The organism is Caryophanon latum, from assembly GCF_001700325.1.
GTDB classification, from domain to species: Bacteria; Bacillota; Bacilli; order Bacillales_A; family Planococcaceae; genus Caryophanon; species Caryophanon latum.
The window spans coordinates 94,280-117,581 of the sequence record NZ_MATO01000001.1 but is presented as its reverse complement, the minus strand read 5'-3'; the positions used below and the strand labels follow the sequence as shown (position 1 = coordinate 117,581).

24 protein-coding genes, 2 pseudogenes and 2 other annotated features are annotated in these 23,302 nt (G+C 42.9%); of the genes and pseudogenes, 23 read left to right on the top strand and 3 right to left on the bottom strand.

Going from position 1 to position 23,302, the window contains the following annotated elements:
- Window positions 1–113 precede the first annotated feature (113 nt).
- The 22 genes and pseudogenes from A6K76_RS00555 to A6K76_RS00450 all read left to right on the top strand — a co-directional run bounded on the left by A6K76_RS00555 (window position 114) and on the right by A6K76_RS00450 (window position 20,760).
- Entirely contained in the window at window positions 114–887 is a 774-nt protein-coding gene (locus A6K76_RS00555) for a GGDEF domain-containing protein (RefSeq protein ID WP_169817969.1), read from the top strand.
- 39 nt (window positions 888–926) lie between these two features.
- Window positions 927–1,230 (top strand) — a binding site (T-box leader).
- A gap of 594 nt (window positions 1,231–1,824) precedes the next feature.
- Window positions 1,825–4,470 (top strand): valine--tRNA ligase, encoded by a 2,646-nt coding sequence (locus tag A6K76_RS00550; protein ID WP_066461074.1) that lies wholly within the window; start codon window positions 1,825–1,827, stop codon window positions 4,468–4,470.
- 219 nt (window positions 4,471–4,689) lie between these two features.
- Window positions 4,690–5,970: a bifunctional folylpolyglutamate synthase/dihydrofolate synthase gene (locus A6K76_RS00545; protein ID WP_066461069.1), complete on the top strand. Its 1,281-nt coding sequence runs from the start codon at window positions 4,690–4,692 to the stop codon at window positions 5,968–5,970.
- A 4-nt stretch (window positions 5,971–5,974) separates the two neighbouring features.
- Window positions 5,975–7,171 carry a bifunctional folylpolyglutamate synthase/dihydrofolate synthase gene (locus A6K76_RS00540; RefSeq protein WP_066461067.1) on the top strand — a complete coding sequence of 399 codons (1,197 nt, stop codon included), beginning with the start codon at window positions 5,975–5,977 and terminating at the stop codon, window positions 7,169–7,171.
- Between the two features lie 65 nt (window positions 7,172–7,236).
- Window positions 7,237–7,824, top strand: coding sequence for a Maf family protein (locus tag A6K76_RS00535; protein WP_066461065.1), 588 nt, complete (start codon window positions 7,237–7,239; stop codon window positions 7,822–7,824).
- Between the two features lie 14 nt (window positions 7,825–7,838).
- A complete protein-coding gene (gene radC / locus A6K76_RS00530) occupies window positions 7,839–8,300 on the top strand; it encodes a RadC family protein (RefSeq protein WP_245671926.1) in 462 nt (153 codons plus the stop codon).
- Between the two features lie 554 nt (window positions 8,301–8,854).
- Window positions 8,855–10,666, top strand: a pseudogene (locus tag A6K76_RS00525) (reverse transcriptase domain-containing protein).
- Between the two features lie 105 nt (window positions 10,667–10,771).
- Window positions 10,772–10,978: pseudogene (locus tag A6K76_RS00520) on the top strand (JAB domain-containing protein); the annotation flags it as partial.
- A 377-nt stretch (window positions 10,979–11,355) separates the two neighbouring features.
- Window positions 11,356–12,375 (top strand): rod shape-determining protein, encoded by a 1,020-nt coding sequence (locus tag A6K76_RS00515; protein ID WP_066461059.1) that lies wholly within the window; start codon window positions 11,356–11,358, stop codon window positions 12,373–12,375.
- A 23-nt stretch (window positions 12,376–12,398) separates the two neighbouring features.
- On the top strand, window positions 12,399–13,310 hold the full coding sequence (gene mreC / locus A6K76_RS00510) for a rod shape-determining protein MreC (RefSeq protein WP_066461057.1): 912 nt from the start codon (window positions 12,399–12,401) through the stop codon (window positions 13,308–13,310).
- Window positions 13,310–13,825: a rod shape-determining protein MreD gene (mreD, locus tag A6K76_RS00505; protein ID WP_066461085.1), complete on the top strand. Its 516-nt coding sequence runs from the start codon at window positions 13,310–13,312 to the stop codon at window positions 13,823–13,825. Before mreC ends, mreD begins: the two co-directional genes overlap by 1 nt.
- A gap of 34 nt (window positions 13,826–13,859) precedes the next feature.
- Window positions 13,860–14,525 carry a septum site-determining protein MinC gene (locus A6K76_RS00500; protein WP_066461056.1) on the top strand — a complete coding sequence of 222 codons (666 nt, stop codon included), beginning with the start codon at window positions 13,860–13,862 and terminating at the stop codon, window positions 14,523–14,525.
- 1 nt (window position 14,526) lies between these two features.
- Window positions 14,527–15,327 carry a septum site-determining protein MinD gene (minD, locus tag A6K76_RS00495; protein WP_066461054.1) on the top strand — a complete coding sequence of 267 codons (801 nt, stop codon included), beginning with the start codon at window positions 14,527–14,529 and terminating at the stop codon, window positions 15,325–15,327.
- A 203-nt stretch (window positions 15,328–15,530) separates the two neighbouring features.
- Window positions 15,531–15,607: a sequence feature (ribosomal protein L21 leader region), on the top strand.
- A 14-nt stretch (window positions 15,608–15,621) separates the two neighbouring features.
- Window positions 15,622–15,930, top strand: a complete 309-nt coding sequence (rplU, locus tag A6K76_RS00490; protein WP_066461052.1) for a 50S ribosomal protein L21 — start codon at window positions 15,622–15,624, stop codon at window positions 15,928–15,930.
- A 20-nt stretch (window positions 15,931–15,950) separates the two neighbouring features.
- Entirely contained in the window at window positions 15,951–16,292 is a 342-nt protein-coding gene (locus tag A6K76_RS00485) for a ribosomal-processing cysteine protease Prp (protein WP_066461049.1), read from the top strand.
- Window positions 16,293–16,311: 19 nt separating this feature from the next.
- Window positions 16,312–16,605, top strand: coding sequence for a 50S ribosomal protein L27 (gene rpmA / locus A6K76_RS00480; RefSeq protein WP_066461083.1), 294 nt, complete (start codon window positions 16,312–16,314; stop codon window positions 16,603–16,605).
- A 172-nt stretch (window positions 16,606–16,777) separates the two neighbouring features.
- A complete protein-coding gene (locus tag A6K76_RS00475) occupies window positions 16,778–17,299 on the top strand; it encodes a Spo0B domain-containing protein (RefSeq protein ID WP_066461048.1) in 522 nt (173 codons plus the stop codon).
- Between the two features lie 12 nt (window positions 17,300–17,311).
- A complete protein-coding gene (obgE, locus tag A6K76_RS00470; RefSeq protein WP_066461047.1) occupies window positions 17,312–18,601 on the top strand; it encodes a GTPase ObgE in 1,290 nt (429 codons plus the stop codon).
- 23 nt (window positions 18,602–18,624) lie between these two features.
- Window positions 18,625–19,080, top strand: coding sequence for an ACT domain-containing protein (locus A6K76_RS00465; RefSeq protein WP_066461042.1), 456 nt, complete (start codon window positions 18,625–18,627; stop codon window positions 19,078–19,080).
- A 129-nt stretch (window positions 19,081–19,209) separates the two neighbouring features.
- Window positions 19,210–20,076 (top strand): prephenate dehydratase, encoded by an 867-nt coding sequence (gene pheA, locus A6K76_RS00460; protein ID WP_066461040.1) that lies wholly within the window; start codon window positions 19,210–19,212, stop codon window positions 20,074–20,076.
- 53 nt (window positions 20,077–20,129) lie between these two features.
- Window positions 20,130–20,369 (top strand): hypothetical protein, encoded by a 240-nt coding sequence (locus tag A6K76_RS00455; RefSeq protein ID WP_066461038.1) that lies wholly within the window; start codon window positions 20,130–20,132, stop codon window positions 20,367–20,369.
- On the top strand, window positions 20,359–20,760 hold the full coding sequence (locus tag A6K76_RS00450) for a thiol-disulfide oxidoreductase DCC family protein (protein WP_066461036.1): 402 nt from the start codon (window positions 20,359–20,361) through the stop codon (window positions 20,758–20,760). The genes A6K76_RS00455 and A6K76_RS00450 overlap by 11 nt, the downstream gene beginning before the upstream one ends.
- Before the next feature lie 16 nt (window positions 20,761–20,776).
- On the opposite strand, the gene A6K76_RS00445 is transcribed toward A6K76_RS00450, so the two are convergent.
- The 3 genes from A6K76_RS00445 to A6K76_RS00435 all read right to left on the bottom strand — a co-directional run bounded on the left by A6K76_RS00445 (window position 20,777) and on the right by A6K76_RS00435 (window position 22,462).
- Complete coding sequence (locus A6K76_RS00445; RefSeq protein WP_066461034.1) at window positions 20,777–21,211, bottom strand: RrF2 family transcriptional regulator; 435 nt, start codon at window positions 21,209–21,211, stop codon at window positions 20,777–20,779.
- Between the two features lie 66 nt (window positions 21,212–21,277).
- Entirely contained in the window at window positions 21,278–21,868 is a 591-nt protein-coding gene (locus tag A6K76_RS00440; RefSeq protein ID WP_066461033.1) for a hypothetical protein, read from the bottom strand.
- 63 nt (window positions 21,869–21,931) lie between these two features.
- The gene (locus tag A6K76_RS00435) at window positions 21,932–22,462 is read right to left on the bottom strand and encodes a transcription repressor NadR (protein WP_066461031.1); all 531 of its coding nucleotides are present in this window, start codon (window positions 22,460–22,462) and stop codon (window positions 21,932–21,934) included.
- Between the two features lie 139 nt (window positions 22,463–22,601).
- Here A6K76_RS00435 and ruvA point away from each other — a divergent pair, with 139 nt between their 5' ends.
- Window positions 22,602–23,216 carry a Holliday junction branch migration protein RuvA gene (gene ruvA, locus A6K76_RS00430; protein WP_066461029.1) on the top strand — a complete coding sequence of 205 codons (615 nt, stop codon included), beginning with the start codon at window positions 22,602–22,604 and terminating at the stop codon, window positions 23,214–23,216.
- Window positions 23,217–23,302 lie beyond the last annotated feature (86 nt).

Genomic DNA, 23,302 nt, shown 5'->3' with positions numbered 1-23,302 from the left:
GAAGAAAAAGGATTTAAATCTAAATATTAATCACCTTATATATAGATGTAATGTTGTTTAATCATTATTTAATGTTTGTTATTATTTATTTTTTATGTTGTACGTTGTTTATTATGCATTTTCACTACTTTATTATTGTGAGCATTGTAAGCTTTAGCGTTGTGATGCAATCTTTAATGGGAATGAACAGCGACTACGTTGAAAAAGTTAACGACGGCATTTTTTTAGTGAATACATTATTAATTGGGATCGCGATACAATATTTCATTTCGAGTGCACAGCGACGCATCATTGAGCAAGATATGCAGCTGAAAGAAAGCGTTGCGAAGGCCGAGAACTTAACGTCGGAATTATTGAAAGCGAACGAATTGTTAATGAAGCGAGCGTCGTACGATCATTTAACGATGATTCCGAATCGCACTGGTTTTTACACATACGCAACAGAATACATTAAAGAAAGATGTCAGCCGTTAACGTTGCTCATGATGGACGTCGATTATTTTAAACAATATAACGATTTTTATAATCATGTGCAAGGGGATCATGTGCTATATGAGCTTGCACAAATTATTGAGCGTGTTGTTGCAACGTATGATGGCTATGCGGCAAGGTGGGGTGGCGAGGAGTTTTTAATAATGACGACACCGATGCATGCAGAAAATATTTGTTGTGACATTCAACAAGAAGTAGCGAAGGCGGCGATTGTACACGAGCGTTCTCAAGTGAATCCGTACGTTACGGTAAGCATCGGTGGCTATAGTGGATTTATTACGAGCGTTGAGCAACTGGACGATTTTTATAAGCGAGCGGACGTGATGCTGTATGAAGTAAAGCAGCACGGACGCAATCATTACCGCATTGAAAAGGCAGTAACGGTAAATGCTTGAAAACGGCGGCAAAATTGATTACAATGTGTGTAGTTCAATATTGATGCAACGAATAGGAAGAGTAAAATGCACGCGCTTTATTAGAGAGGAAACGGTAGCTGAAAAGTTTCTAAAGTAGCCCATTTGAACGTAGCCTAGGAGCAGCCTTTATGAAATTGTAGTAGTAAAGTGCCGGTTAAACACCGTTATCGACAATGAAGTGCTGATAGGGAAAAGCGCGATTTGATGACGTATGAAAGTCAACAGGAAGCGTTTGCTAGCTGAGTGCCGCAATATGCGACTACTTAACTTAACCCTAACAGAATTAAAGGTGGTACCGCGAATTAACTCCCTCGTCCTTTTATAGATGACGACGGGAGTTTTGTTTTGCAGTTTTTTAGTTTTAAAACAGAGGCTCTATTTCAAAATCGGTGCTTACTATATGTAATATCATATGTGTTGATTAGCGTATTATTCGGCTGTTTGCTTCACGCGGCTTCGCTTTCCTAGGGCTCGGCGGCGAACACGATGTTGGTCATGAAGGCGATGCCACATGGACGTGGCGCTTATCGCCTTCCTCAAGCCTCCTCGTCGTTCGTACCTCACGACTGCGGGGTCTCGAGGCACGAGCTGTTCCCTAAGGAGTCTCGCCGCGGCGCTCACAGCTAGCTAAATCGTGCTCGTCATTCTAAGTAGGTACTCCAAACTGCGATGTCGATGCGGAAAAATGCTAATCAACAAACGTGATGTAATATGTGTGTTCTGAAATGTAGACGGCGACTTCTGCGGGACAAGCACGAACCGAAAATCTTAGGAACAAAGGCTAAATCCGTTGCGTCCATGCGACAACGCTTTTGTAATCAACGTCATGTTGACCACCGCGAAAAGCGTCCGCCGAAATGAAAGAACCGTCAAGAACATATTTTGATTAAGAGCTACAACAGAAGGAGAGATTTTCATGACAGAATTATCAATGCCAACGAAGTACGAACCGCAAAAAGTAGAAGAAGGGCGCTACGACTGGTGGTTACAAGGGAAGTTTTTCGAAGCACAGCCAGACGCGGATAAAGAGCCGTACGCAATCGTTATTCCACCGCCAAACGTAACAGGTAAATTGCACTTAGGGCACGCGTGGGATACGACGTTACAAGACATTTTAGTACGTATGAAGCGCATGCAAGGGTACGACGCGCTTTGGTTACCAGGGATGGACCATGCCGGCATCGCAACGCAAGCGAAAGTTGAAGAAAAGCTACGCGGTGAAGGCATTTCTCGATACGATTTAGGGCGCGAAAAGTTCCTTGAAAAAACGTGGGAGTGGAAGGAAGAATACGCTTCACACATTCGCTCACAATGGGCGAAACTTGGTCTAGGTTTAGACTACACACGCGAGCGCTTCACATTAGATGAAGGGTTAAACGAAGCAGTAAATGAAGTATTCGTAAAGCTATACGAAAAAGGCTACATTTACCGCGGCGAACGTATCATTAACTGGGATCCAGCAGCAAAAACAGCGTTATCAGACATCGAAGTAATTCATAAAGAAGTAGAAGGCGCGTTTTATCATATGGAATATCCGCTTGCAGATGGTTCTGGTAAGCTACGCGTAGCAACAACTCGTCCAGAAACGATGCTTGGTGACTCAGGTGTTGCGGTACACCCAGAAGATGAGCGCTATGCACATTTAGTAGGCAAAACGGTTATTTTACCAATCGTAGGGCGCGAAATTCCAATCGTAGCAGATGACTACGTAGATAAAGATTTCGGTACAGGCGTTGTAAAAATGACACCAGCACATGACCCGAACGACTTTGAAGTTGGGAATCGCCACAACTTAGAGCGCATTTTAGTAATGAACGAGGACGGCACGATGAACGACCTTGCAGGCAAATACGCAGGGATGGATCGCTTCGAATGTCGTAAGCAAATTGTTGCGGATTTACAACAAGCGGGCGTGCTAGTAGAAATCGAGCCACATACACACCAAGTAGGGCACTCAGAGCGTTCAGGCGCAGTCGTTGAGCCGTACCTTTCAAAGCAATGGTTCGTAAAAATGGCACCACTTGCAGAAGAAGCGTTAGCGATGCAAGCAAAAGAAGACGAAAAAGTAAACTTCGTACCAAACCGTTTCGAAAACACGTATAACCGCTGGATGGAAAACATTCACGACTGGTGTATTTCTCGTCAGCTATGGTGGGGTCACCAAATTCCAGCTTGGTATAATAACGAAACAGGTGAAATTTATGTAGGAAAAGATGCACCAGCTGATGCACATAACTGGACGCGCGACGAGGACGTTCTAGATACGTGGTTCTCTTCTGCATTATGGCCGTTTTCTACAATGGGTTGGCCGGATACAGAAGCGGCTGATTATAAACGTTACTACCCAACAGCAGCACTTGTAACAGGCTATGACATCATCTTCTTCTGGGTATCTCGCATGATTTTCCAAGGTAAGGAATTTACAGGCGAGCGTCCATTTAAAGACGTATTAATTCACGGTTTAGTGCGCGATGCAGAAGGTCGCAAAATGAGTAAATCACTCGGTAACGGTGTTGACCCGATGGACGTAATCGAGCAATACGGTGCCGATTCACTGCGCTACTTCTTAGCAACAGGCTCTTCACCTGGTCAAGATTTACGTTACTCAACAGAAAAAGTAGAGTCGACGTGGAACTTCGTCAACAAAATTTGGAACGCATCACGCTTTGCATTAATGAACATGGAAGGCTTAACGTTTGAGCAAATTAACTTAGAAGGTAACTTAAACGTAGCGGACAAATGGATTTTATCTCGCTTAAACGAAACGATCGACCGCGTAACGACACTTGCGGATAAATATGAGTTCGGTGAAGTAGGTCGCGAGCTATACAACTTCATTTGGGATGACTTCTGTTCTTGGTACATCGAAATGGCGAAGTTACCGCTTTACGGTGATGACGAAGCGGCGAAATTAACGACGCGCTCAGTGCTTGCTTACGTGCTTGATAACACGATGCGTCTATTACACCCATTCATGCCGTTCGTAACGGAAGAAATTTGGCAGCACTTACCACACGAAGGCGAATCAATCGTAGCGGCTGCTTGGCCAACTGTTAATGAAGCGTTCAACTTCGAAGCGGATGCACAAAGCATGAAAATTTTAACGGAAATCATTCGTTCAGTGCGTAACATTCGTGCGGAAGTAAATACGCCGATGAGCAAAAAAGTAAACTTAAGCATTTTAGCAAAAGACGAAGCGACGGCGACGATTTTAGAACAGAACCGCGCGTACATCGAAAAATTCTGTAACCCAGAAGCGTTAACGATCGGTCACGACTTCACAGCACCAGAGCAATCAATGTCGGCTGTTGTATCAGGCGCAGAGCTGTTCTTACCACTTGCGGGCTTAATTAACATTGAAGAAGAAATGGTTCGCTTACAAAAAGAATTAGAAAAGTGGGCAAAAGAAGTGAAGCTTGTAAACGGTAAGCTTTCAAACGAAAAATTCGTATCAAAAGCACCGGAAGCGTTAGTAAATGCAGAGCGCGAAAAGCTTGCAGATTATGAGGCGAAGCACGCAGCTGTTGCAAAACGTTTAGAAGAATTAAAAGCATTATCATAAGCAATTGGCAGTACGAGGGGAATACTTCGTGCTGCTTTTTATATATAAAGCTAGGTCTGTTGAGATAAAGCCTTTTGTGCGAACATGCTTGAGTCGATTCGAGGAACGCGAGCGATAACATGCGACTACGCAAGCGAATTTCACGTATTCCCTTGTCACACGCACAGCCATTCGATAAAATGACAAGGATATACATCGAACGGAGAGGTCGTGAACAATTTGGAACGTTTCACAACAGTTGCCGAATGTGAGGCATATTTATTTCGTCTGCGTAGCGGTGGCAAGCGAGCGGAGCCACTAGCTGTGATGCATGCGTTACTTGAAGCGTTTGGCAATCCACAGCAACGCGTGCCATTTATTCACGTTGCAGGTACAAACGGTAAAGGCTCGACAGTCAACTTTATGCGCGAGCTATTGATGGAAGCGGGTGTGCGCGTCGGAGCGTTTACATCGCCGCATTTACAAAAAATGAACGAACGGTTGACGATTGACGGCACCGACATTTCAGATGAGCTGCTCATTAAATACGTAAATGATGTAGCGGACGTAATCGAACGCGAGCAGCTAGAGGCGAACTTTTTTGAAATTATGACTGTTCTTGCCTGGCGTTATTTCGCTGAGCAACATGTCGATATTGCTTTAATGGAAGTCGGCATCGGTGGGCGCATCGACTCAACGAACGTGGCGACACCTCTCGTTAGTGTCATTACATCGATTGGCTTTGATCATACCGATTTACTTGGCGATACGCTACAACATATTACGCGTGAAAAAGCAGGGGTAATCAAGCCGCACGTGCCGGTCGTAACTGCAGTAACACAAGCGGAAGGAAACGAGCTCATTGCGCACATTGCAGCTGAGCAACGTGCACCGCATTACGCATACGGTGAGCAGTTTATGTTCGTAGAGGAGCACGTTGATGCACAGCAGCAAATTGGGCGTATTACGTGTAGTGGTCGCGACGTACGAGTAAAGCTCAATATGCTTGGTGCGCATCAGCAACGTAACGCATCTGTCGCAGTACAAGCTGTATTACTATTATCGAATGTGACGTTAACGGATGCACAAGTGGAAGCGGCATTAACACGTGCGGTATGGGCAGGACGCTTTGAGCAACTATTACCGAATGTATTCATTGACGGAGCGCATAACGAGCAAGGAACAGCGGCGTTAATTCATACGCTTACGCACGCGTTGCCGAACAAAGCGTATCACTTTATTTACGCAGCGATGCGAGATAAAGATCACGCTGCAAGCATTGCACAAATGGATAAGATTGCGCATACTGTTGCTTTTACGACGCTACCGATGCCACGCGCTGCAGCAGCAGAAGCGCTCGCACAGCAGTCGACGCATGCGAAAAAGCAGGCGATTAGCGATTGGCGCACGTATATTCGTGAGCATTTAGCAACGCGCACAGAAGATGACGTACTCATTGTGACAGGTTCACTTTATTTTATTTCAGAGGCACGACCATTTATTCAACAGTTGGGGGAATAACGTTATGGAAATTCAAGGTTTAGCAAGCTACAAAGAACGATTTAACATCACGAGCAAACAGACGATTGAGCCGGGGCTTGCAAATATCGAATGCGCATTACAGCAGCTAGGCAATCCGCATAAGCAGCTGCATGTCATTCACGTAGCAGGTACAAACGGCAAAGGCTCAACAGTTGGCTTTTTGGAGCAGCTAGCGTTACAGCGCGAGTTAAAAACAGGTGTGTTTACGTCGCCAGCGTTTATTGATGTGCATGATCAAATCCGATTAAATGGTGCGCCGATTCGTGAGGCACAAATGAATGCCGCGATGGAGCAAATCGCACGAGCGAACGTATCGGATTTGACGGATTTTGAACTAGTAACGGTTGTGATGTTTGTCGCACTCGCACAAGCCAACGTCGACGTTGCGATTATTGAAGCGGGCATGGGTGGATTATTAGATGCGACGAATGTTGTGAAGCCACTCGTTACTGTTGTGACGACAATTGCGATCGAGCATACGCAGTTTTTAGGCGAGACGCTGTCGCAAATTGCCGAGCATAAAGCGGGCATTTTTAAGTTCGGTGCAGCGGCGGTGATCGGTGCATTACAAGCGGAAGCAGCAGAAGTAATGGCAAAAACGGCAACAGCAAAACGAATGCCGTTATATACGTTCGGTAAAGATTTCACAGTGGAAAACGGACGTTACACATTTCGTGACATCACGTTTGATGCATTGCAACCGAGCTTAAAGGGTGCGCATCAGCAACATAATATGGCGCTAGCGATTACAGCGTTCGTGCTATTTTGTGAAAAAATGAAAGTGCATGTAGCGACAAAGCGCGTGCAAGCAGCAGTCGCAAACACGCATGTACCGTATCGCTTTGAACAAATTGCACCGAACATGTATGTAGACGGCGCACATAACGTTTCAGCGGCACAAGTGCTAGCACAGACGATTAACGAGCAGCTTGGTGAGCGCGTGCATATCGTGCTTGGCATGCTTCGTGATAAAGATGTCGCAGGTGTTATTCGCGCATTGGAGCCTGTTGCGAAGTCGTTTTCATTTATGACATTTTCGCATGAGCGCGCATTGCCAGCAGAAGACATGCAGACGTATGTGGACGGTGATGTAATTAAGTCGTTAAAGGACGTTCCACAAGACGGCGCACCAGTCGTTGTCACAGGCTCGCTCTATTTGTTAGCAGCATGTGCAAAATAAAATTTTCGTGCAATTTGTAGCGAAAATAGTTAATGATTCGTAACGTTATAGAGGAGGAAGAACGCATGCAATTTCAAACGACGAGAACGCTTATTTTAGCGTCGGCATCACCGCGACGAAAGGAATTAATTGAGCGGCTAAACGTGCCATTTTCAATTTATACAGCGGACGTAGATGAGCAAAGTATAGCCGTATTAACGCCAGAGCAATACGTAAAAGATGTCGCATTGCTGAAGGCGCGCGCTGTTGCAAAGATGCATCAAAATGCAGTCGTCATCGGAGCGGATACAACTGTAGCACAAGGTAATACGCTGCTGCATAAGCCGGCTGATGCAGCAGAGGCGTTGGCACATTTACAAGCACTGCGCGGCAAAACGCATCACGTATTAACAGCTGTTGCAATCATTGAAGAGGACGGGCGCGAAACAGTATTTGTCGAAAAGACAGCGGTGACGTTTAAGCACGTCTCAGATGAGTTGCTGCACGCGTATATTGCAACAGGCGACCCGTTTGATAAAGCAGGTGGTTACGGCATTCAAACGGACGGGATGTTTTTAGTTGAGCGCATTGAAGGAGATTATTTAAACGTTGTCGGTTTGCCGTTAGCGACTGTTTGTGAGCAGCTTCTTTCTCAACGCATTATAACGCTTTAATAAGGAGTGATATTGTGCACATACGACCACAAGAACGATTTTTGGCGTACGGTGCAGCGGCACTGACAAATGAAGAGTTACTTGCATTAATATTGCGAAGCGGGACGAAGGAAGCGACTGTGACAAATGTAGCGAGTGAACTGATGCATAAATTTGAGCGTGTGCAGCATCTGAAGGAAGCAACATTACAGGAGCTAATGGCCATAAGAGGCATCGGACAAATGAAGGCGCTGCAACTGCTCGCGGCGATTGAATTAGGCAAACGCATTAGCTCTAAAATGGATATGACACGCTACAGCATTCGCTCACCAGCAGATGCGGCGGAATATGTCATGGAGGAGCTAAGCGGCTTGCAGCAGGAGCATTTTCTTGTGCTATATTTAAATACGAAAAACGAAGTAATGCATAAAGAAACGGTGTTTATCGGCAGCTTAAATGCAAGCATCGTGCACCCGAGAGAAATTGTGCGCCCATAAGGGTTTATAAGGAATCTGCTTATCGCACAGCAGTAGGGAAATATCACAAGCTAGTACCCTATCATCAGCCAACTTATCTGAAAGGGAAACCAGACAGGGAGTGTAGCATGTTGGAAAAGCCATAAGTTACTTAATGACCAAAGTACGACTGAATGGCGAGATGAACTGTATGAACAAGGATAAAGGCTAAACTGCTTGAATGATAGCTCAAGGGGGACTACGGGGACCTTTAGCGGGAGGTCATGATTCACGCTATTTGAAATGTGCTTCATTCTTAAAAACTTCGAGAATGAAGAAGTGATACCATTTCACCCAACTTTCGTATAAAAGTAAAGAGTGAACATCATATCCGACATCATACATGCGAATCGTCCTTATCAATCTAAATGGGGATTACCTAAGTCGGAACGCCTAGTAGGCTATGTGTATAAGACACTGAATATCTGATATGGTAACGGAGCTCTCGTAGTAGTCCGAGCTAGGGAAAGCCTAGTACATGGCGAAGGGGAGCAGTTTACAGCGTTAATACAAAATTGGGAGGGAGCGGAGGCTCTATGAGAATTCCGAAAGTAGTATTAAATCGTCTAACGACCAAAGCAAAAGAACAAGATTATGTATTTGAACGACTATATCGCAATTTGTATAACAAAGAATTTTATTATGAAGCGTATGCAAAGTTGTACAAAAATAAGGGTAGTAATACAAAAGGCATTAACAACGATACCATTGATGGTATGAGTGAAAAACGTATCGAAAAACTGATTGAAAAATTAAAAAATCAAACGTATCAGCCTAATCCAGTGAGAAGAACGTATATTCCAAAGAAAAATGGAAAAACAAGACCACTAGGCATTCCAACGTTTGAAGATAAATTAGTGCAAGAAGTAACTCGTCGTATACTCGAAAGTATTTATGAACCGCAATTTTCAGTTCATTCGCATGGATTTAGACCAAACTTGAGCTGTCACACCGCACTAAAAGAAATCCGAAATACCTTTACAGGGACAAGATGGTTTATAGAAGGGGATATTAAAGGCTTCTTTGATAACATTGACCATCATGTATTAATAGGGATTTTAAGAAGGAAAATTCACGATGAAAAACTCATTCACTTAATTTGGAAATTTTTGCGAGCAGGCTACGTGGAAGATTGGGTATTTCACAAAACGTATAGTGGCGCACCACAAGGCGGAATTATTAGTCCGTTATTGTCGAATATTTATTTAAATGAACTCGACCAATATGTGGAGCAATACATTGATAACTACAATAAAGGTGATAAACGTACGCATAATATCACGTATCATAACCTAGCTTCGAAAATTGCCAAAAGAAAAAGTAATAACAAGCGTGACTGGTCTAATCTAACAGAAGAACAAAAGGAAAAGCGGTTAAAAGAATTAAAGATGCTTTATAAAGAACTACAAAGTCATGATAGTAAGGACCTTTTTGACCCGAATTACCGACGATTGAAATACGTCCGTTATGCGGATGACTTTATACTCGGTGTTATCGGAAGTAAAAAAGAAGCTGAACAAATTAAACAGGACTTGAAAACGTTTTTAAAGGAGCGTTTGAAATTAGAGCTAAGTGATGAAAAAACATTAATTACACACAGCAAGAAAAATGCCCGTTTTCTTGGCTATGATATTCGTGTTGTTCGAGACTGGCATCGTATGAAAATGCCAAATGGTACAAAGAAACGAAAGTTTAACTACCAAACAAAGTTATTCGTTCCGCACGAAAAATATATCCAAAAACTTGTACAACTAAATGCGTTGAAAATAGGACCAAACAATGGCTGGAAACCCGTTCATCGTCCTTACCTAGTTCATAACGATGACTTAGAAATACTTCGCACGTATAATGCGGAAATAGAGGGGTACTACAACTATTATCGCCTAGCGAGTAATGTACACGTGCTTCAATCGTTCCGTCAAACAATGAAATACAGCATGATTAAAACGTATGCGAACAAATATAAAAGTACCGTTAGCAAAATGATCTCAAAGCACACTATTAACGGGAAATTTGTCGTTCATTATGAAACGAAAGAAGGTCCGAAAATTGCTTATTTTACGGAGCAACGTATGGAAAAAAACGATGTAATCAAACAGCCAATAGTCGATACAGTTGAAAATACAGTTATTTATTCAGGGCGAACAAGCTTAATTGACCGACTACTTGCCAAAAAATGTGAATGGTGTGGTGCAACAGGAATTCCACTTGAAATACACCATATCCATAAGCTGAAGGATTTAAAAGGTAAGAAAAAGTGGGAGCAAAAAATGATTGCCTGAAGAAGAAAAACGATGGCGCTATGTGTACCGTGTCATCACGATTTGCATAATGGGAAGTTAGATTAAAGTAAATGGAAAGCCGTATACTCTGAGAGGAGTACGTACGGTTTGGAGGGGAGTCTTTGGAAACCTCGTCTAGTAATAGACAAAGGCGCTGGGGGCTTACCCTACTTTCGCCACGCTATTAAACGAGCGGCTGCGAATATTTTAATTGTACACAATCATCCAAGTGGAACGCTTACGCCAAGTGCAGAAGACTTAGAAGTAACCGATCGACTAGTCGAGGTTGGAAAAATTATTGGTATTGAAGTCGTCGATCATTTAATCATCGGTGATTATGAATACTTGTCGTTCAAGGAAAAAGGTTATATAGTATAAAGAAGGATTGTCTCACAACATGAATTGTTGAGACAATCCTTCTATTGTTGTTCATTGTTTCGGAACTTTTCTATAGCGTGTCACGTCAATGCTACAGAAACGTACATACATACTGCTATTTATAACAAACATAACAAAAAAATAGTTGCTTGAAGCACAGTTAAACAGTTTCATTCGATGCGAAGAGTAATCATAAGTTACAGTGACGGCATAACAAAATACACCATTTTGTTGGCAACGATACAAGAAATACTTATTTTACGGTAGAAAATAAATAAGTCATACTGTAATTTTACGTTTTTTCCGCTATAATTAAGCGTATGATTTCATAAATGAGGGCTTACGAACGTAAGTGATATAGAAAGGGAGTACACAACTTGTTTGGATTAGGAAGTAAAGATGTCGGAATCGACTTAGGTACAGCTAACACTTTAGTATTCGTTAAAGGAAAAGGAATTGTTTTACGCGAACCATCAGTAGTTGCACAAAATACAAAAACGGGGGATATCGTAGCCGTTGGTAATGATGCAAAAAACATGATCGGTCGTACACCAGGTTCAATCGTTGCAATCCGACCGATGAAAGATGGGGTTATCGCAGACTTTGATATTACAACAGCGATGATCGAATATTATTTAAAAGAGGCATTAAAATCTTCAGGTTCGAATTGGAAAAAACCAAACGTCATGATTTGTGTACCATATGGTATTACGTCAGTAGAACAACGTGCAGTAATCGATGCATCTCGTCAAGCGGGTGCAAAGGAAGCTTTTACAATTGAAGAACCATTTGCAGCAGCAATCGGCGCGAACTTACCAGTATGGGATCCAACAGGGTCAATGGTCGTTGATATCGGTGGTGGTACGACGGAAGTAGCTGTCATTTCACTTGGTGGTATCGTAACGTCTGAATCAGTACGTTGCGGTGGCGACGCGATGGATCATTCAATCATTGCATATATTCGTAAAACGTATAACTTAACAATTGGTGAGCGTACAGCAGAAGCAGTGAAGATGGAAATTGGTACAGCATCAATGGAAGGCAGCACAAATGAAGTAATGGAAATTCGTGGGCGTGACTTAGTAACAGGCTTACCGAAAACAATTGAAATTACAGCGCTTGAAATTTCTGAATCATTACGTGAGAGCGTAATTCAAATTACAGAAGGTGTAAAACGTACGTTAGAACAAACACCTCCAGAGCTATCAGCAGACGTAATGGAGCGTGGGATTGTATTAACAGGTGGCGGTGCATTACTGCGCAACTTAGATAAAGTAATTTGTGATGAAACAAACATGCCAGTATTCATTGCGGAAAATCCGTTAGACTGCGTAGCAATCGGTACCGGGAAAGCGTTAGACCATATTGATTTAATCCGTTCTCAACAAGGGAAGTAATAGGGTAAAAGGACGTGTAAGCAATGCCACAATTTTTTCAAAATAAGAAGATTTTACTGTTGCTATTTGGGACGATTTTTCTTGTGGCATTGATAAGTTTTTCTCTACGCGATCGTGATAATGCGACGTTACCGGAGCAAATGATTAAAGATGCAGTCGGCTTTGGGCATAGTCTTGTCTCGAAGCCGATGAACTTTGTTACGGATGTCTTTGTCAATATAAATGATTTATTGAACACGTATGATGAGAACGAGCGTTTAAAGGCACGTTTAGATGAATTTGCGGTGCTGGATGCTAATTTAAAAGAAGCGCAATCAGAAAATGAAAAGCTGCGTGCCGTAGTAGAGAAAACAGAAGGGTTAAGCGATTATGAGTCAATTCAAGCGACTGTAATTGCGCGTAATCCGGATCAATGGGAAGAAAAAATTATTTTAGATAAAGGTTCAACACATGGGGTTGAGGTGAATATGGCTGTACAAACGGCAACGGGTCTTGTCGGAAAAGTTGTACTTGTCACGCCATTTACTTCGGAAGTTGAATTGTTATTTACAAATAACCCGAATTATCGTGTATCATCGATGGTTTTAAGCGAAAATCAAGAAGTATATGGCTTAATCGAAGGATATGACGTAGAGCGCGGAGAATTAATGATGAAACGAATTGACTCGAGTTCAACAATTAAAGAAGGCGAGCAAGTCGTGTCATCTGGGCTTGGTGGAATTTTCCCAAGAGGTATTTTAATCGGTGACGTAACAGAAGTAACAACGGATGACTTCGGGTTAACGAAAATGGCATACATTAAGCCAGCAGCGAACTTCTCGCTACTTGACCACGTCATTATCGCAAAGCGTAGCGTTACAACGATTGATGGCTATGACGGAGACAATACGAATAAAGATTTAACGAATGAAACGGACGAGGAGGGCGAATCATGATTGTTCGCTTGTTCATTCCTTTCACGGCGTTAGTGCTGTTTTTTATTGAATCGAACTTAGCGCTTTTTTCACCATTAGATTTTAATGATCGTACGGTGTATTTAGTGCCACGCTTTTTATTTTTATACTTAATTTTTATTTCAGTATATTATAATCGAGAGCGTGCGATGCAATATGGGCTCATTTTCGGTATTTTATTTGATGTGTTTTATTTAAATTTAATCGGCGTATATACGGTGCTATATCCAATTATTTGCTTCATCGCAGGTTCGACGGTGCGCTATATGCATCAGCATTTAGCTACGACGACTGCGCTCGCAATTGGCTTAATGGCTGTTTTTGAGTTTGTACTGTATCAGTTCTTTTATTTTATTTCATACACAGCGATGCCGATAGATGTATTCGTTTATGACCGCCTGTTGCCAACGATTGGCGCCAATTTATTATTTTTACTAATGCTTGGTTGGATTTTTAAATATTTAATTAGCGCACGTGTTTTACAGCATATTGAATAATCAAGAAGTACAACATCGAGAGAGAGGTGACGAAATGAAAAAAACGCTTGTTCATATTAAAGGCACGAAAGACGGATTAATTTTACGTCTAGATGATCAATGTTTATTTTCAGATTTGCTTGTTGAGTTGGAAGAGAAAGTGAAAGAGGCATCCGATGAACCAATCAATGTACAGTTACACTTAGGGCATCGTCATTGTACGAAAGAGCAAAAGCAGGAGCTTATGCAAATCGTACATAAACATAGTGACATGCGCGTATCGAAAGTCGTAAGTGACGTAATGACGGTGAAGGAATACCAAGAAAAAATGCTTGAAAATCAATCACAAATACATATGGGTGTCGTACGTTCGGGGCAGCACGTTCAAGCGATTGGGGATTTATTTATCGTTGGCGATGTTAATCCAAATGGTAAAGTAATCGCAACCGGTAGTATTTATGTATTAGGCAAGCTTGTTGGAATTGCGCATGCAGGTGTTGAAGGTGACCGAGATGCAGTCATTGCTGCTTCTTATTTTAAGCCGACGCAAGTTCGTATTGCCGACCAATTAGAAATTATGTTTGATGAAAAAGAGCAAATCGTTGTACAGCCAGAATACGGCTGTGCATACATTGACGAGTCAGGACGCATCGATTTTGATCGCCTACAAATGTTAAAGCATTTACGTCAATCGGTAGAAATGGCTAAGGGAGGGCTCTAAATTGGGGGAAGCAATAGTTATTACATCAGGTAAAGGCGGCGTTGGTAAGACGACAACGACTGCTAACCTTGGGACTGCATTAGCCCTTCAAGGTAAACGCGTATGTCTAGTCGATACAGACATCGGACTACGTAACTTAGACGTTGTACTAGGTCTTGAAAACCGCATTATTTACGACTTAGTTGACGTATTAGAAGGTCGCTGTAAAATACATCAAGCAATCGTAAAAGATAAGCGCGTAGACGATATGCTGTATCTTTTACCAGCTGCACAAACAGCGGACAAAAACGACGTAACACCAGAGCAAATGGAGCAGCTAGTTGGTGAGCTAAAGCAGGAGTTTGATTTCGTATTGATCGACTGTCCAGCCGGAATTGAGCAAGGCTACCGAAATGCTGTCGCAGGTGCCGACCGTGCTATCGTTGTCACAACGCCGGAAATTTCAGCTGTACGTGATGCTGACCGTATTATCGGCTTACTAGAACTTGAAAATATTGAACCACCAAAATTAATCATTAACCGTATTCGTCACCGCCTAATGAAAAGCGGCGAAGCGATGGACGTTAGTGAAATCACAACGCATTTATCGATTGATTTACTAGGTGTCATTACCGATAATGAAGGTGTAATTAGTGCATCAAACCGAGGCGAGCCAGTCGTGATGAATTCATCAAACCGTGCTTCTTTAGGTTACCGCAACATTGCGCGTCGACTTTTAGGTGAATCCGTGCCACTTATGTCAATTGAAGAAGAGAAAAAAGGCTTCTGGGCAAAACTAAAAGCGTTATTTTCACGTTCGTAAATGAAAAAAGAGGTTGTGCGAAGCGTCAAACGAAGGCGTTAGCACAGCCTTTTTTATTGTATCGCGAAACGAAACGTCATCTGCCTAAAAACAGAAAATTCGACGTATTATGTTTTCAAGCGGTTTTCATGAAATTCGGCGTGAAATGAGTTGACGCACAGTCGTTTTTCGTGGTAATATCTATCATGTTAGTTTGTAGCGCACCCGTGTTACAACCGCACTGACGAGGTCTTTAAGTATCATCTTGATCACCTTAGTTCGGGCGAGTCTTAGTCTAAGAGGAGGTGCAGTAAAATGTACGCAATTATCGAAACTGGTGGTAAACAAATCAAAGTAGAAGCAGGTCAAGAAATCTTCATCGAGAAGTTAGGTGTAGAAGCTGGCGAAGTGGTTACTTTTGATAAAGTATTATTCGTAGGTGGCGAAACAGTAAAAGTTGGTGCTCCAACTGTCGCAGGCGCAACTGTAACAGCGAAAGTTGTTAAAGAAGGCCGTGCTAAAAAAATCACTGTTTTCAAAATGAAAGCTAAGAAAAACTACCGTCGTAAGCAAGGTCACCGTCAACCTTACACAAAATTAGTAGTTGAAGCAATCAACGCTTAATTAAAAGTGAGGTGATTGACATGATCACAGTTACGATTCATAGTGATGAAAATCGTAAATCGTATGGCTTTGAAATTTCAGGGCATGCGTTGTCCGACGTTTATGGTCGCGATTTAGTTTGTGCTGGTGCATCGGCAGTTGCCTTTGGTGCTGTAAATGCAATCGGTCATTTAACTCAAATTAAGCCACAAATTGAGCAAGGAAAAGAAGGCGGATTTTTATCTGTTCAAATTGACCGTGCTACATTGGATGAAAAACAAGACGAGACGTTACAAGTGATTTTAAACACAATGGTAACGCAATTTTATACAATGGTTACTAGCTATAGTGACTACATCGAACTAAAATATAAAATGGTGTAGGAGGTGGAACAAAATGGAAATGTTATTAACATTAGATCTTCAGTTCTTCGCATCTAAAAAAGGTGTAGGTTCTACAAAGAACGGACGTGACTCAGAGTCTAAACGTCTTGGCGCTAAACGTGCTGACGGTCAGTTCGTAACTGGTGGTTCAATTCTTTACCGTCAACGCGGTACAAAAATTTACCCAGGTACAAACGTAGGTCGCGGTGGTGACGATACTCTTTTCGCAACAGCTGATGGCGTAGTACGCTTCGAACGTATGGGCCGTGACAAGAAAAAAGTTTCTGTATACCCAGTAGCTCAAGAAGCTTAATCTGCACACGTTGAAGGTGTCCCGCAGTGTCGGGACGCCTTTTTTACGGTTATTTAATGAAGCATTGAACTTTTCTTATAGTATTCACATTAAAACACGAGCATGCGTCGTGTAAGAAAAAATGCGAACATCTTGTTATACTGAATATAGTATTGAATTGGAGTGAAGCCATATGCCGGTTGAACAATTAACGGTGTCTGATGCGATTCGCCATGCAAATCATGATTATTTAAATCATTTGCAGCTCATTCATATAAATTTAGAATTAGGGCAGATTGATGCAGCGAAGCAATTAATCGAGCAATATACAGTGAACGTAAGAATGTTCTCACAGCTTCATTATTTAAAAAGCCCGATAGTACAACAATGGCTTCAAACGTGTACGTGGCGTTATCCGGCGTTTACGTTGCATTTAACGGCACATGTGGACGAAGCATTGCAACAGGGATATGAGGAGCAATTAGTCGAATACTTGGAAAAAACAGTGCTTCATTACAGTGAGCAGTCGACAGCAACGGATGAATTAGAGCTGACGGTAAGTGTTACTGTAACGCAACAAATAAAACAATTATTCGTGTGCGTCGAAGGGTTCCAACACATTGAACCACTTGCGCTACACAATACTGAAAATATACATGTCGATATCGACGAAGCAACGAATGAGTGCTTGTCATATTGTTTAGCATGGCAATAGGAGTTGAAAGAGATGTTTGTCGATCACGTTAAGGTTTACGTTAAAGGTGGAGACGGCGGAGATGGTATGGTTGCCTTCCGTCGCGAGAAATATGTACCAAATGGTGGTCCAGCAGGTGGCGATGGTGGTCATGGCGGGAACGTTATTTTTGAGGTAGAAGAAGGATTACGCACATTAATGGATTTCCGTTATAAGCGTAACTTTAAAGCAGAACGCGGTGAACACGGCATGAGTAAAGGGATGCATGGTCGCCGAGCGGAAGATTTAGTCGTGAAAGTACCACCTGGAACAGTTGTAAAAAATGCTGAAACAGATACGGTAATTGCCGATTTAGTTGAGCACGGTCAACGCGCAGTCATTGCAAAAGCAGGTCGCGGTGGACGCGGAAACTGTCGCTTTGCTACACCATCAAACCCGGCACCAGAATTAGCTGAAAAAGGTGAACCAGGTCAAGAGCTTGAAGTTTTACTTGAATTAAAAGTATTAGCGGACGTTGGCTTAGTAGGTTTCCCATCAGTAGGTAAATCAACATTATTATCGGTCGTATCAGCGGCGAAGCCAAAAATTGGCGCATACCATTTCACAACAATTGTACCGAACTTAGGTATGGTTGAAACAGAAGATGGACGTAGCTTTGCGATGGCGGATTTACCAGGTTTAATCGAAGGCGCTCACCAAGGTGTCGGATTAGGTCACCAATTCCTACGTCATATCGAGCGTACACGCGTTATCGTACACGTGATTGATATGAGCGGTATGGAAGGTCGCGATCCGTACGAAGATTACGTAACAATCAATGCAGAGTTACAACAATACAACATGCGCTTACTAGAGCGTCCACAAATTGTTGTCGCAAATAAAATGGACATGCCAGATGCGGAAGAAAACTTAGCTGAATTCCGTAAACAAGTAGGCGACGATATTAAAATTTTACCGGTATCAGCCGTCTCTCGACAAGGTTTACAAACGTTATTATTTAACATTGCAGACTTGTTAGAAGTAACGAGTGAGTTCCCATTATTCCACGAAATTGAGGAAGAATCGGATACGACAGTATTATACAAACATACTTCACAAGACCGCGAGTTTGAAGTAACGCGCGATTCTGATGGTACATTCATTATTTCTGGTACGACAATTGAACGTTTATTCAAAATGACAGACTTTAGCCGTGAAGATGGTATTCGTCGCTTTGCACGTCAACTACGTGCGATGGGTGTTGACGAAGGACTGCGTAAAGCGGGTGCTGAGCACGGTGACATTGTTCGTCTATTAGAATTCGAATTCGACTTCATCGACTAATGAACGGGTAAAGGAGGAGCAGTATGAAAGACGTGGCAAACCAACGATATTATTTAGTGCGCGAAGATGTCTTAACGGACGCGATGCAAAAAACACTTCAGGCGAAGCATTTGCTTCAAACGGGTGCTGTGGCGTCGATTTGGGATGCGGTGAAGGAAGTCGATTTGTCGCGCAGTGCATTTTATAAATATCGAGATGCTGTTTTTCCGTTTCATTCAATTGTACAAGAACGTATTTTAACGGTTTCTCTACAAATTCAAGATCGAAAAGGCACGCTTGCAAAATTGCTTGAAACGATTACCGATGCGCATTGCAATGTGCTAACGATTCATCAAACGATTCCGATTCAAGGACGCGCTAACGTTACGCTCTCGCTTGATGTGACGAGCATGCATGGCGATTTAGACGACTTACTTCAATCATTAAAGCGGCTGGACTTTGTAGAAGCAGCTGAAGTTATTAGCTCAGGCGCACTATAAATAAAGTTGCACGTGTAAAACGATGCGCGTTATAATGAGGAAACAATACAAGGGGCTATATTCATAGCTCCTTTTTTGTACGATTAAATGACTGAAAATTAAAAACAATGTAAAAAGAGGGATTGTACTATGATTGATTCAACGACAAAAATTGCTTATTTAGGACCGGAAGCATCATTTACATATTTAGCAGCAAAAGGCATGTTCGAAAGCGAGAAGTTGCAGCCATTTCCAACGATTCCAGACTGCTTAGAAGCTGTTGCAGATGGACGCGTAGACTTAGCGGTCGTACCGATTGAAAACACGCTAGAGGGCTCTGTGCCATTAACACTCGATTACTTATTTCATGAGGTGAACGTTTATATTGTTGCAGAGCTCGTATCAAAAATTCAGCAGCAGTTACTCGTTCATCCGAATAACGCTAATAAGTGGGAGCAAATCGAGGCGGTGTATTCACATCCACACGCACTTGCACAATGTCATAAATATTTATATTATCGCTTCAGCCAAGTGCCGCTCCACTCATATACGTCAACGTCAGCAGCGGCAAAGCTCGTAGCCGAAAACCCAGAACGTAACATCGCCGCAATCGCAAATGCATCAGCTGCACAAAAGTACGGCTTAACGATCGCACAGTCAAATATTCACGATTTTCATTTTAACCATACGCGATTTTTCGTCATTTCACGTGAGAACGTACGCATCGACAAGTCTACGAAGGTTGATACAGGAAAAACGACCGTTATGTTGACGCTGCCATCTGATCGCTCAGGGGCGCTACATCAAGTGTTATCGGTATTTGCATGGCGTCAGCTGAATTTAAGTAAAATCGAATCGCGTCCACTAAAAACGGCGCTCGGTGATTACTTCTTTAATATCGATGTGTTAGCCGATGAAAATGAGCCGATGATGAAAGGTGCAATGGAGGAGCTTGCGGCGCTCGGATGTACGGTAAAAACACTCGGCACGTATTATACGTATGAAACGCCGTCGTGATCATGAAACTTTTTAGCTCGCACGTACGTACATACTGTTAAAGAGGTGATGACATGTTTTGGATAATGATTATTGCCGTTGTAGCGATTACGACAGGGGCAGAAGTATATAAAACGCATGCGAAACAGCAGACGAAAACGTTAGAGCTACGTGAGAAGTTAATAAAAGAGGAATACAAGTTAGAAATCGCAAAGCAAGAAACATTTCGCTTAGAAAACGAGAGACTGCGCTTACAGTTAAATTCAGACATGGTACAGTTTGAGCGAGAAAAGCAGGTGCGCCTTGAAAAATAACAGTATACTTGTGTTGTATGATGGACAATGCGGATTATGTGATGGGGTTGTACAATTTTTATTACAGCACGACGTACGCAATCGCTTTTATTTTGCGGCGCTTGACGGTGAAACAGGCTATGTGTACAAAAAGCGTTACGGCATTGCCGATTCGGTCGATAGCGTCGTTGTTATTGAAAAAGAGCGAGCATACGTATATAGCGATGCCGTTTTACAGCTAGCGAAGCATTTACCACTGCCGTACACGTTGCTGCGTGGTGCTGTTTTGTTGCCAAAGCCGCTGCGTGACGTCGCCTATAAAGCGATTGCGAAACGACGCTTGCAGCTATTTGGTACTGTCGAAACATGTCGATTGCCGACGATGGCAGAGCGACAAAAGTTTTTATTATAAAAGAGACCTTCTTGCGCTACAGTCGTAGCAACGCAAGAAGGTCTTTTTTTTCGTGTAAGCAGTCAGCAAGCGTGTAGCGGTCAAGCACGGCTAAATAAGCTTGAAGCGCCTCGTATAGCACCCCTTTTAAACGGCATTGTGACGACAGCTTACATAAATTGTTTTCAACGTCGAAGCACTCTACAATGTGAAAGTCCTCCTCTGTTTGGCGAACGACTGCACCGATGTTAATGTCGCTTGGCTCTTTTGCAAGACGAATGCCACCGCCGCGACCGCGCACTGTTTCGATGAGCCCGAGAAGCCCGAGCTGATGCGTCACTTTCATTAAGTGGTTTTTCGAAATTGTATACGCATCGGCAATTTCTTGAATGGTCGATAGCTCTATGTTATTTTTCGCGCCTAAATATAGCAGCACGCGCAAGGAGTAGTCCGTATATAATGTTAAACGCACGTTTCGCACCACACTTTCTATTTGGTGATTATCGTGCTTAGTATAGCATTTTTTATCGTGCTATGCTTACTCTGTTGCTTCAGCAAATCGGTTAGGTAACGCGATGATGCGGTGTGGCGTCGCTTGTGCTGGGATGCTGCGTGTAGACGTTGTATAAAACACCGCATAGTTTCCAGCAGGCATCGGCTCGTCCGTCGTCACTTGGAGCATGTTCGTATCGTTCACATGATCGTCATTAAACGATGCGACGCTATACATGCCGACGTCGCCTGTTTCGACAACGATGATCGCAGGTGTGTAGCGAGGTGGGTAAATCATTACCATCGGACTGTTTGCGTATACGTAGCCTTGCACGTTCATACCTTCTTGCAGCGTCACGTCCTCGCCTTTGTTATTGACGATCGGTGTGTCGTCAAACAATAAAAATGTTAGCGGCTCGTCGTTCAATGTCGCTTCAACGAATAAACCGTCGTCCGTCTGGTTCAATGAAGTAATCGTTCCTTGCTGTGCAATAAATGTTGGCATCGTTTGCTCCTCCGTTTCGATTGCTGTCGTTTCTGTCGTATCGTTTGCTGTAGTAATTGATTCAGGCTTTGTCGTGTTACAGCTTGCAAGCAGTGCTGTTGCAAGGGCGGCTGTTGTAAAAAATGTGCGCATTATAAAAACCTCCTAGTCGTTGTTGTCCTTTATTAGACGCCGCAAACTAAAAGGTTGTTACAATTATTCTTCAATTAAAAATCCTTTTTGTCGCAGCGCTTCGATTGCTTGCTCTAATGCGCTTTCAGACGGAGCGCGCAGCACGTGTAAATGCGTGCCGTTCGTTAACGCCGATAAATACGACGCGTTTGAATCGCGCAGCTTTTGTAAAAATTGTTGCACGTCATGGCGATTGCTAACGTGAATGTTTGCCGTAATTTCACCGTAAACGCCGTGCTCGACCGTAACGTTTTGGACTGTGACACCGTAATCGACAATTGTGAGCAGCTCTTCTTCTGTTTGTTCTTGTGTATGATGACAAGCAATTGTGCGCTCAAATAAATTGTCGGCTGGCTCTGTTTGTAAATAGACGTAGCCTTGGCTCGTCGCCAAAATCGGCTCATTGCGCGCTTTAAGTAGCGTCATATCGTTCACGACGACTTGGCGCGACACGTTCGCAAGCTTTGCAAGTGCTGTACCGGTAATCGGGGTAGATGCTGCTTTTAAATGTGCAAGTAGCATGATGCGACGCTGTTCACCTAAAATTTTCTTCATAAAAAAGCCCTCCAGCATGAAAAAATCATTACACGTATTGTAGCACGAAACGCAACGGATTTTGTAGTTTTCGTGCGACGTAAAAGCAAATCGACTACAATTATGCTATAATCAAAAACGATAAAGAAGGGGCGAAAGTATGTACGATTATTTCATTGGTAGCGTAACACGTATTACGCCAGAATATATAGTGTTAGAGCAAGGACAAATTGGGTGGCAGTTATTTACGCCAAACCCGTATGCCTTTCAAAAAGAGCAACCCATTCAAGTATTTGTGCATTTAAGCGTGCGTGAAGATGCACAGACGTTATTTGGTTTTACGAGCTTGCATCAGCGGGATTTATTCCGTAAACTCATTCAAGTGTCAGGTATCGGTCCAAAAGGTGCGCTTGCCATTTTAGCGACAGGTGAGCCGAGCCACGTTATTCAAGCGATTGAACTAGAGGACGAAGCATTTTTAGTGCAGTTCCCAGGTGTCGGCAAAAAGACAGCGCGTCAAATGATTTTAGACTTAAAAGGCAAGCTCGGTTCGCTAATGGAGCAATTTACGTTGCCGAGTGCAGACGATGAGCTGCCGTTATTTGGCGTCAACCCATTTGCGCATGAGTTAGAGGAGGCGTTGCTTGCACTTGCAGCACTCGGCTACTCTGACCGCGAGCTTGCGAAAGTGCAGCCGAAGCTTGAGGAAGCCGAGCTTGCAACGACCGATGCGTATATGAAAGAAGCGTTGAAGCTGTTGTTGAAGTTGAAGTAATCGATTCGTTTAGCTGTTCGCGTCATGCGGCTCGCTTTCCTGGGGCATGGCTTGAGCCTGTAGTCTCAAGCTCATGCTATTCCCCA

Bases quoted from the DNA above. Each gene is read 5' to 3' on its own strand.
- A6K76_RS00555 (WP_169817969.1), top strand. From the start codon at position 114: ATGCATTTTCACTACTTTATTATTGTGAGCATTGTAAGCTTTAGCGTT.
- A6K76_RS00550 (WP_066461074.1), top strand. From the start codon at position 1,825: ATGACAGAATTATCAATGCCAACGAAGTACGAACCGCAAAAAGTAGAA.
- A6K76_RS00540 (WP_066461067.1), top strand. From the start codon at position 5,975: ATGGAAATTCAAGGTTTAGCAAGCTACAAAGAACGATTTAACATCACG.
- A6K76_RS00535 (WP_066461065.1), top strand. From the start codon at position 7,237: ATGCAATTTCAAACGACGAGAACGCTTATTTTAGCGTCGGCATCACCG.
- mreC (WP_066461057.1), top strand. From the start codon at position 12,399: ATGCCACAATTTTTTCAAAATAAGAAGATTTTACTGTTGCTATTTGGG.
- A6K76_RS00500 (WP_066461056.1), top strand. From the start codon at position 13,860: ATGAAAAAAACGCTTGTTCATATTAAAGGCACGAAAGACGGATTAATT.
- rplU (WP_066461052.1), top strand. From the start codon at position 15,622: ATGTACGCAATTATCGAAACTGGTGGTAAACAAATCAAAGTAGAAGCA.
- A6K76_RS00485 (WP_066461049.1), top strand. From the start codon at position 15,951: ATGATCACAGTTACGATTCATAGTGATGAAAATCGTAAATCGTATGGC.
- rpmA (WP_066461083.1), top strand. From the start codon at position 16,312: ATGTTATTAACATTAGATCTTCAGTTCTTCGCATCTAAAAAAGGTGTA.
- A6K76_RS00475 (WP_066461048.1), top strand. From the start codon at position 16,778: ATGCCGGTTGAACAATTAACGGTGTCTGATGCGATTCGCCATGCAAAT.
- obgE (WP_066461047.1), top strand. From the start codon at position 17,312: ATGTTTGTCGATCACGTTAAGGTTTACGTTAAAGGTGGAGACGGCGGA.
- A6K76_RS00465 (WP_066461042.1), top strand. From the start codon at position 18,625: ATGAAAGACGTGGCAAACCAACGATATTATTTAGTGCGCGAAGATGTC.
- pheA (WP_066461040.1), top strand. From the start codon at position 19,210: ATGATTGATTCAACGACAAAAATTGCTTATTTAGGACCGGAAGCATCA.
- A6K76_RS00455 (WP_066461038.1), top strand. From the start codon at position 20,130: ATGTTTTGGATAATGATTATTGCCGTTGTAGCGATTACGACAGGGGCA.
- A6K76_RS00440 (WP_066461033.1), bottom strand. From the start codon at position 21,868: ATGCGCACATTTTTTACAACAGCCGCCCTTGCAACAGCACTGCTTGCA.
- A6K76_RS00435 (WP_066461031.1), bottom strand. From the start codon at position 22,462: ATGAAGAAAATTTTAGGTGAACAGCGTCGCATCATGCTACTTGCACAT.
- ruvA (WP_066461029.1), top strand. From the start codon at position 22,602: ATGTACGATTATTTCATTGGTAGCGTAACACGTATTACGCCAGAATAT.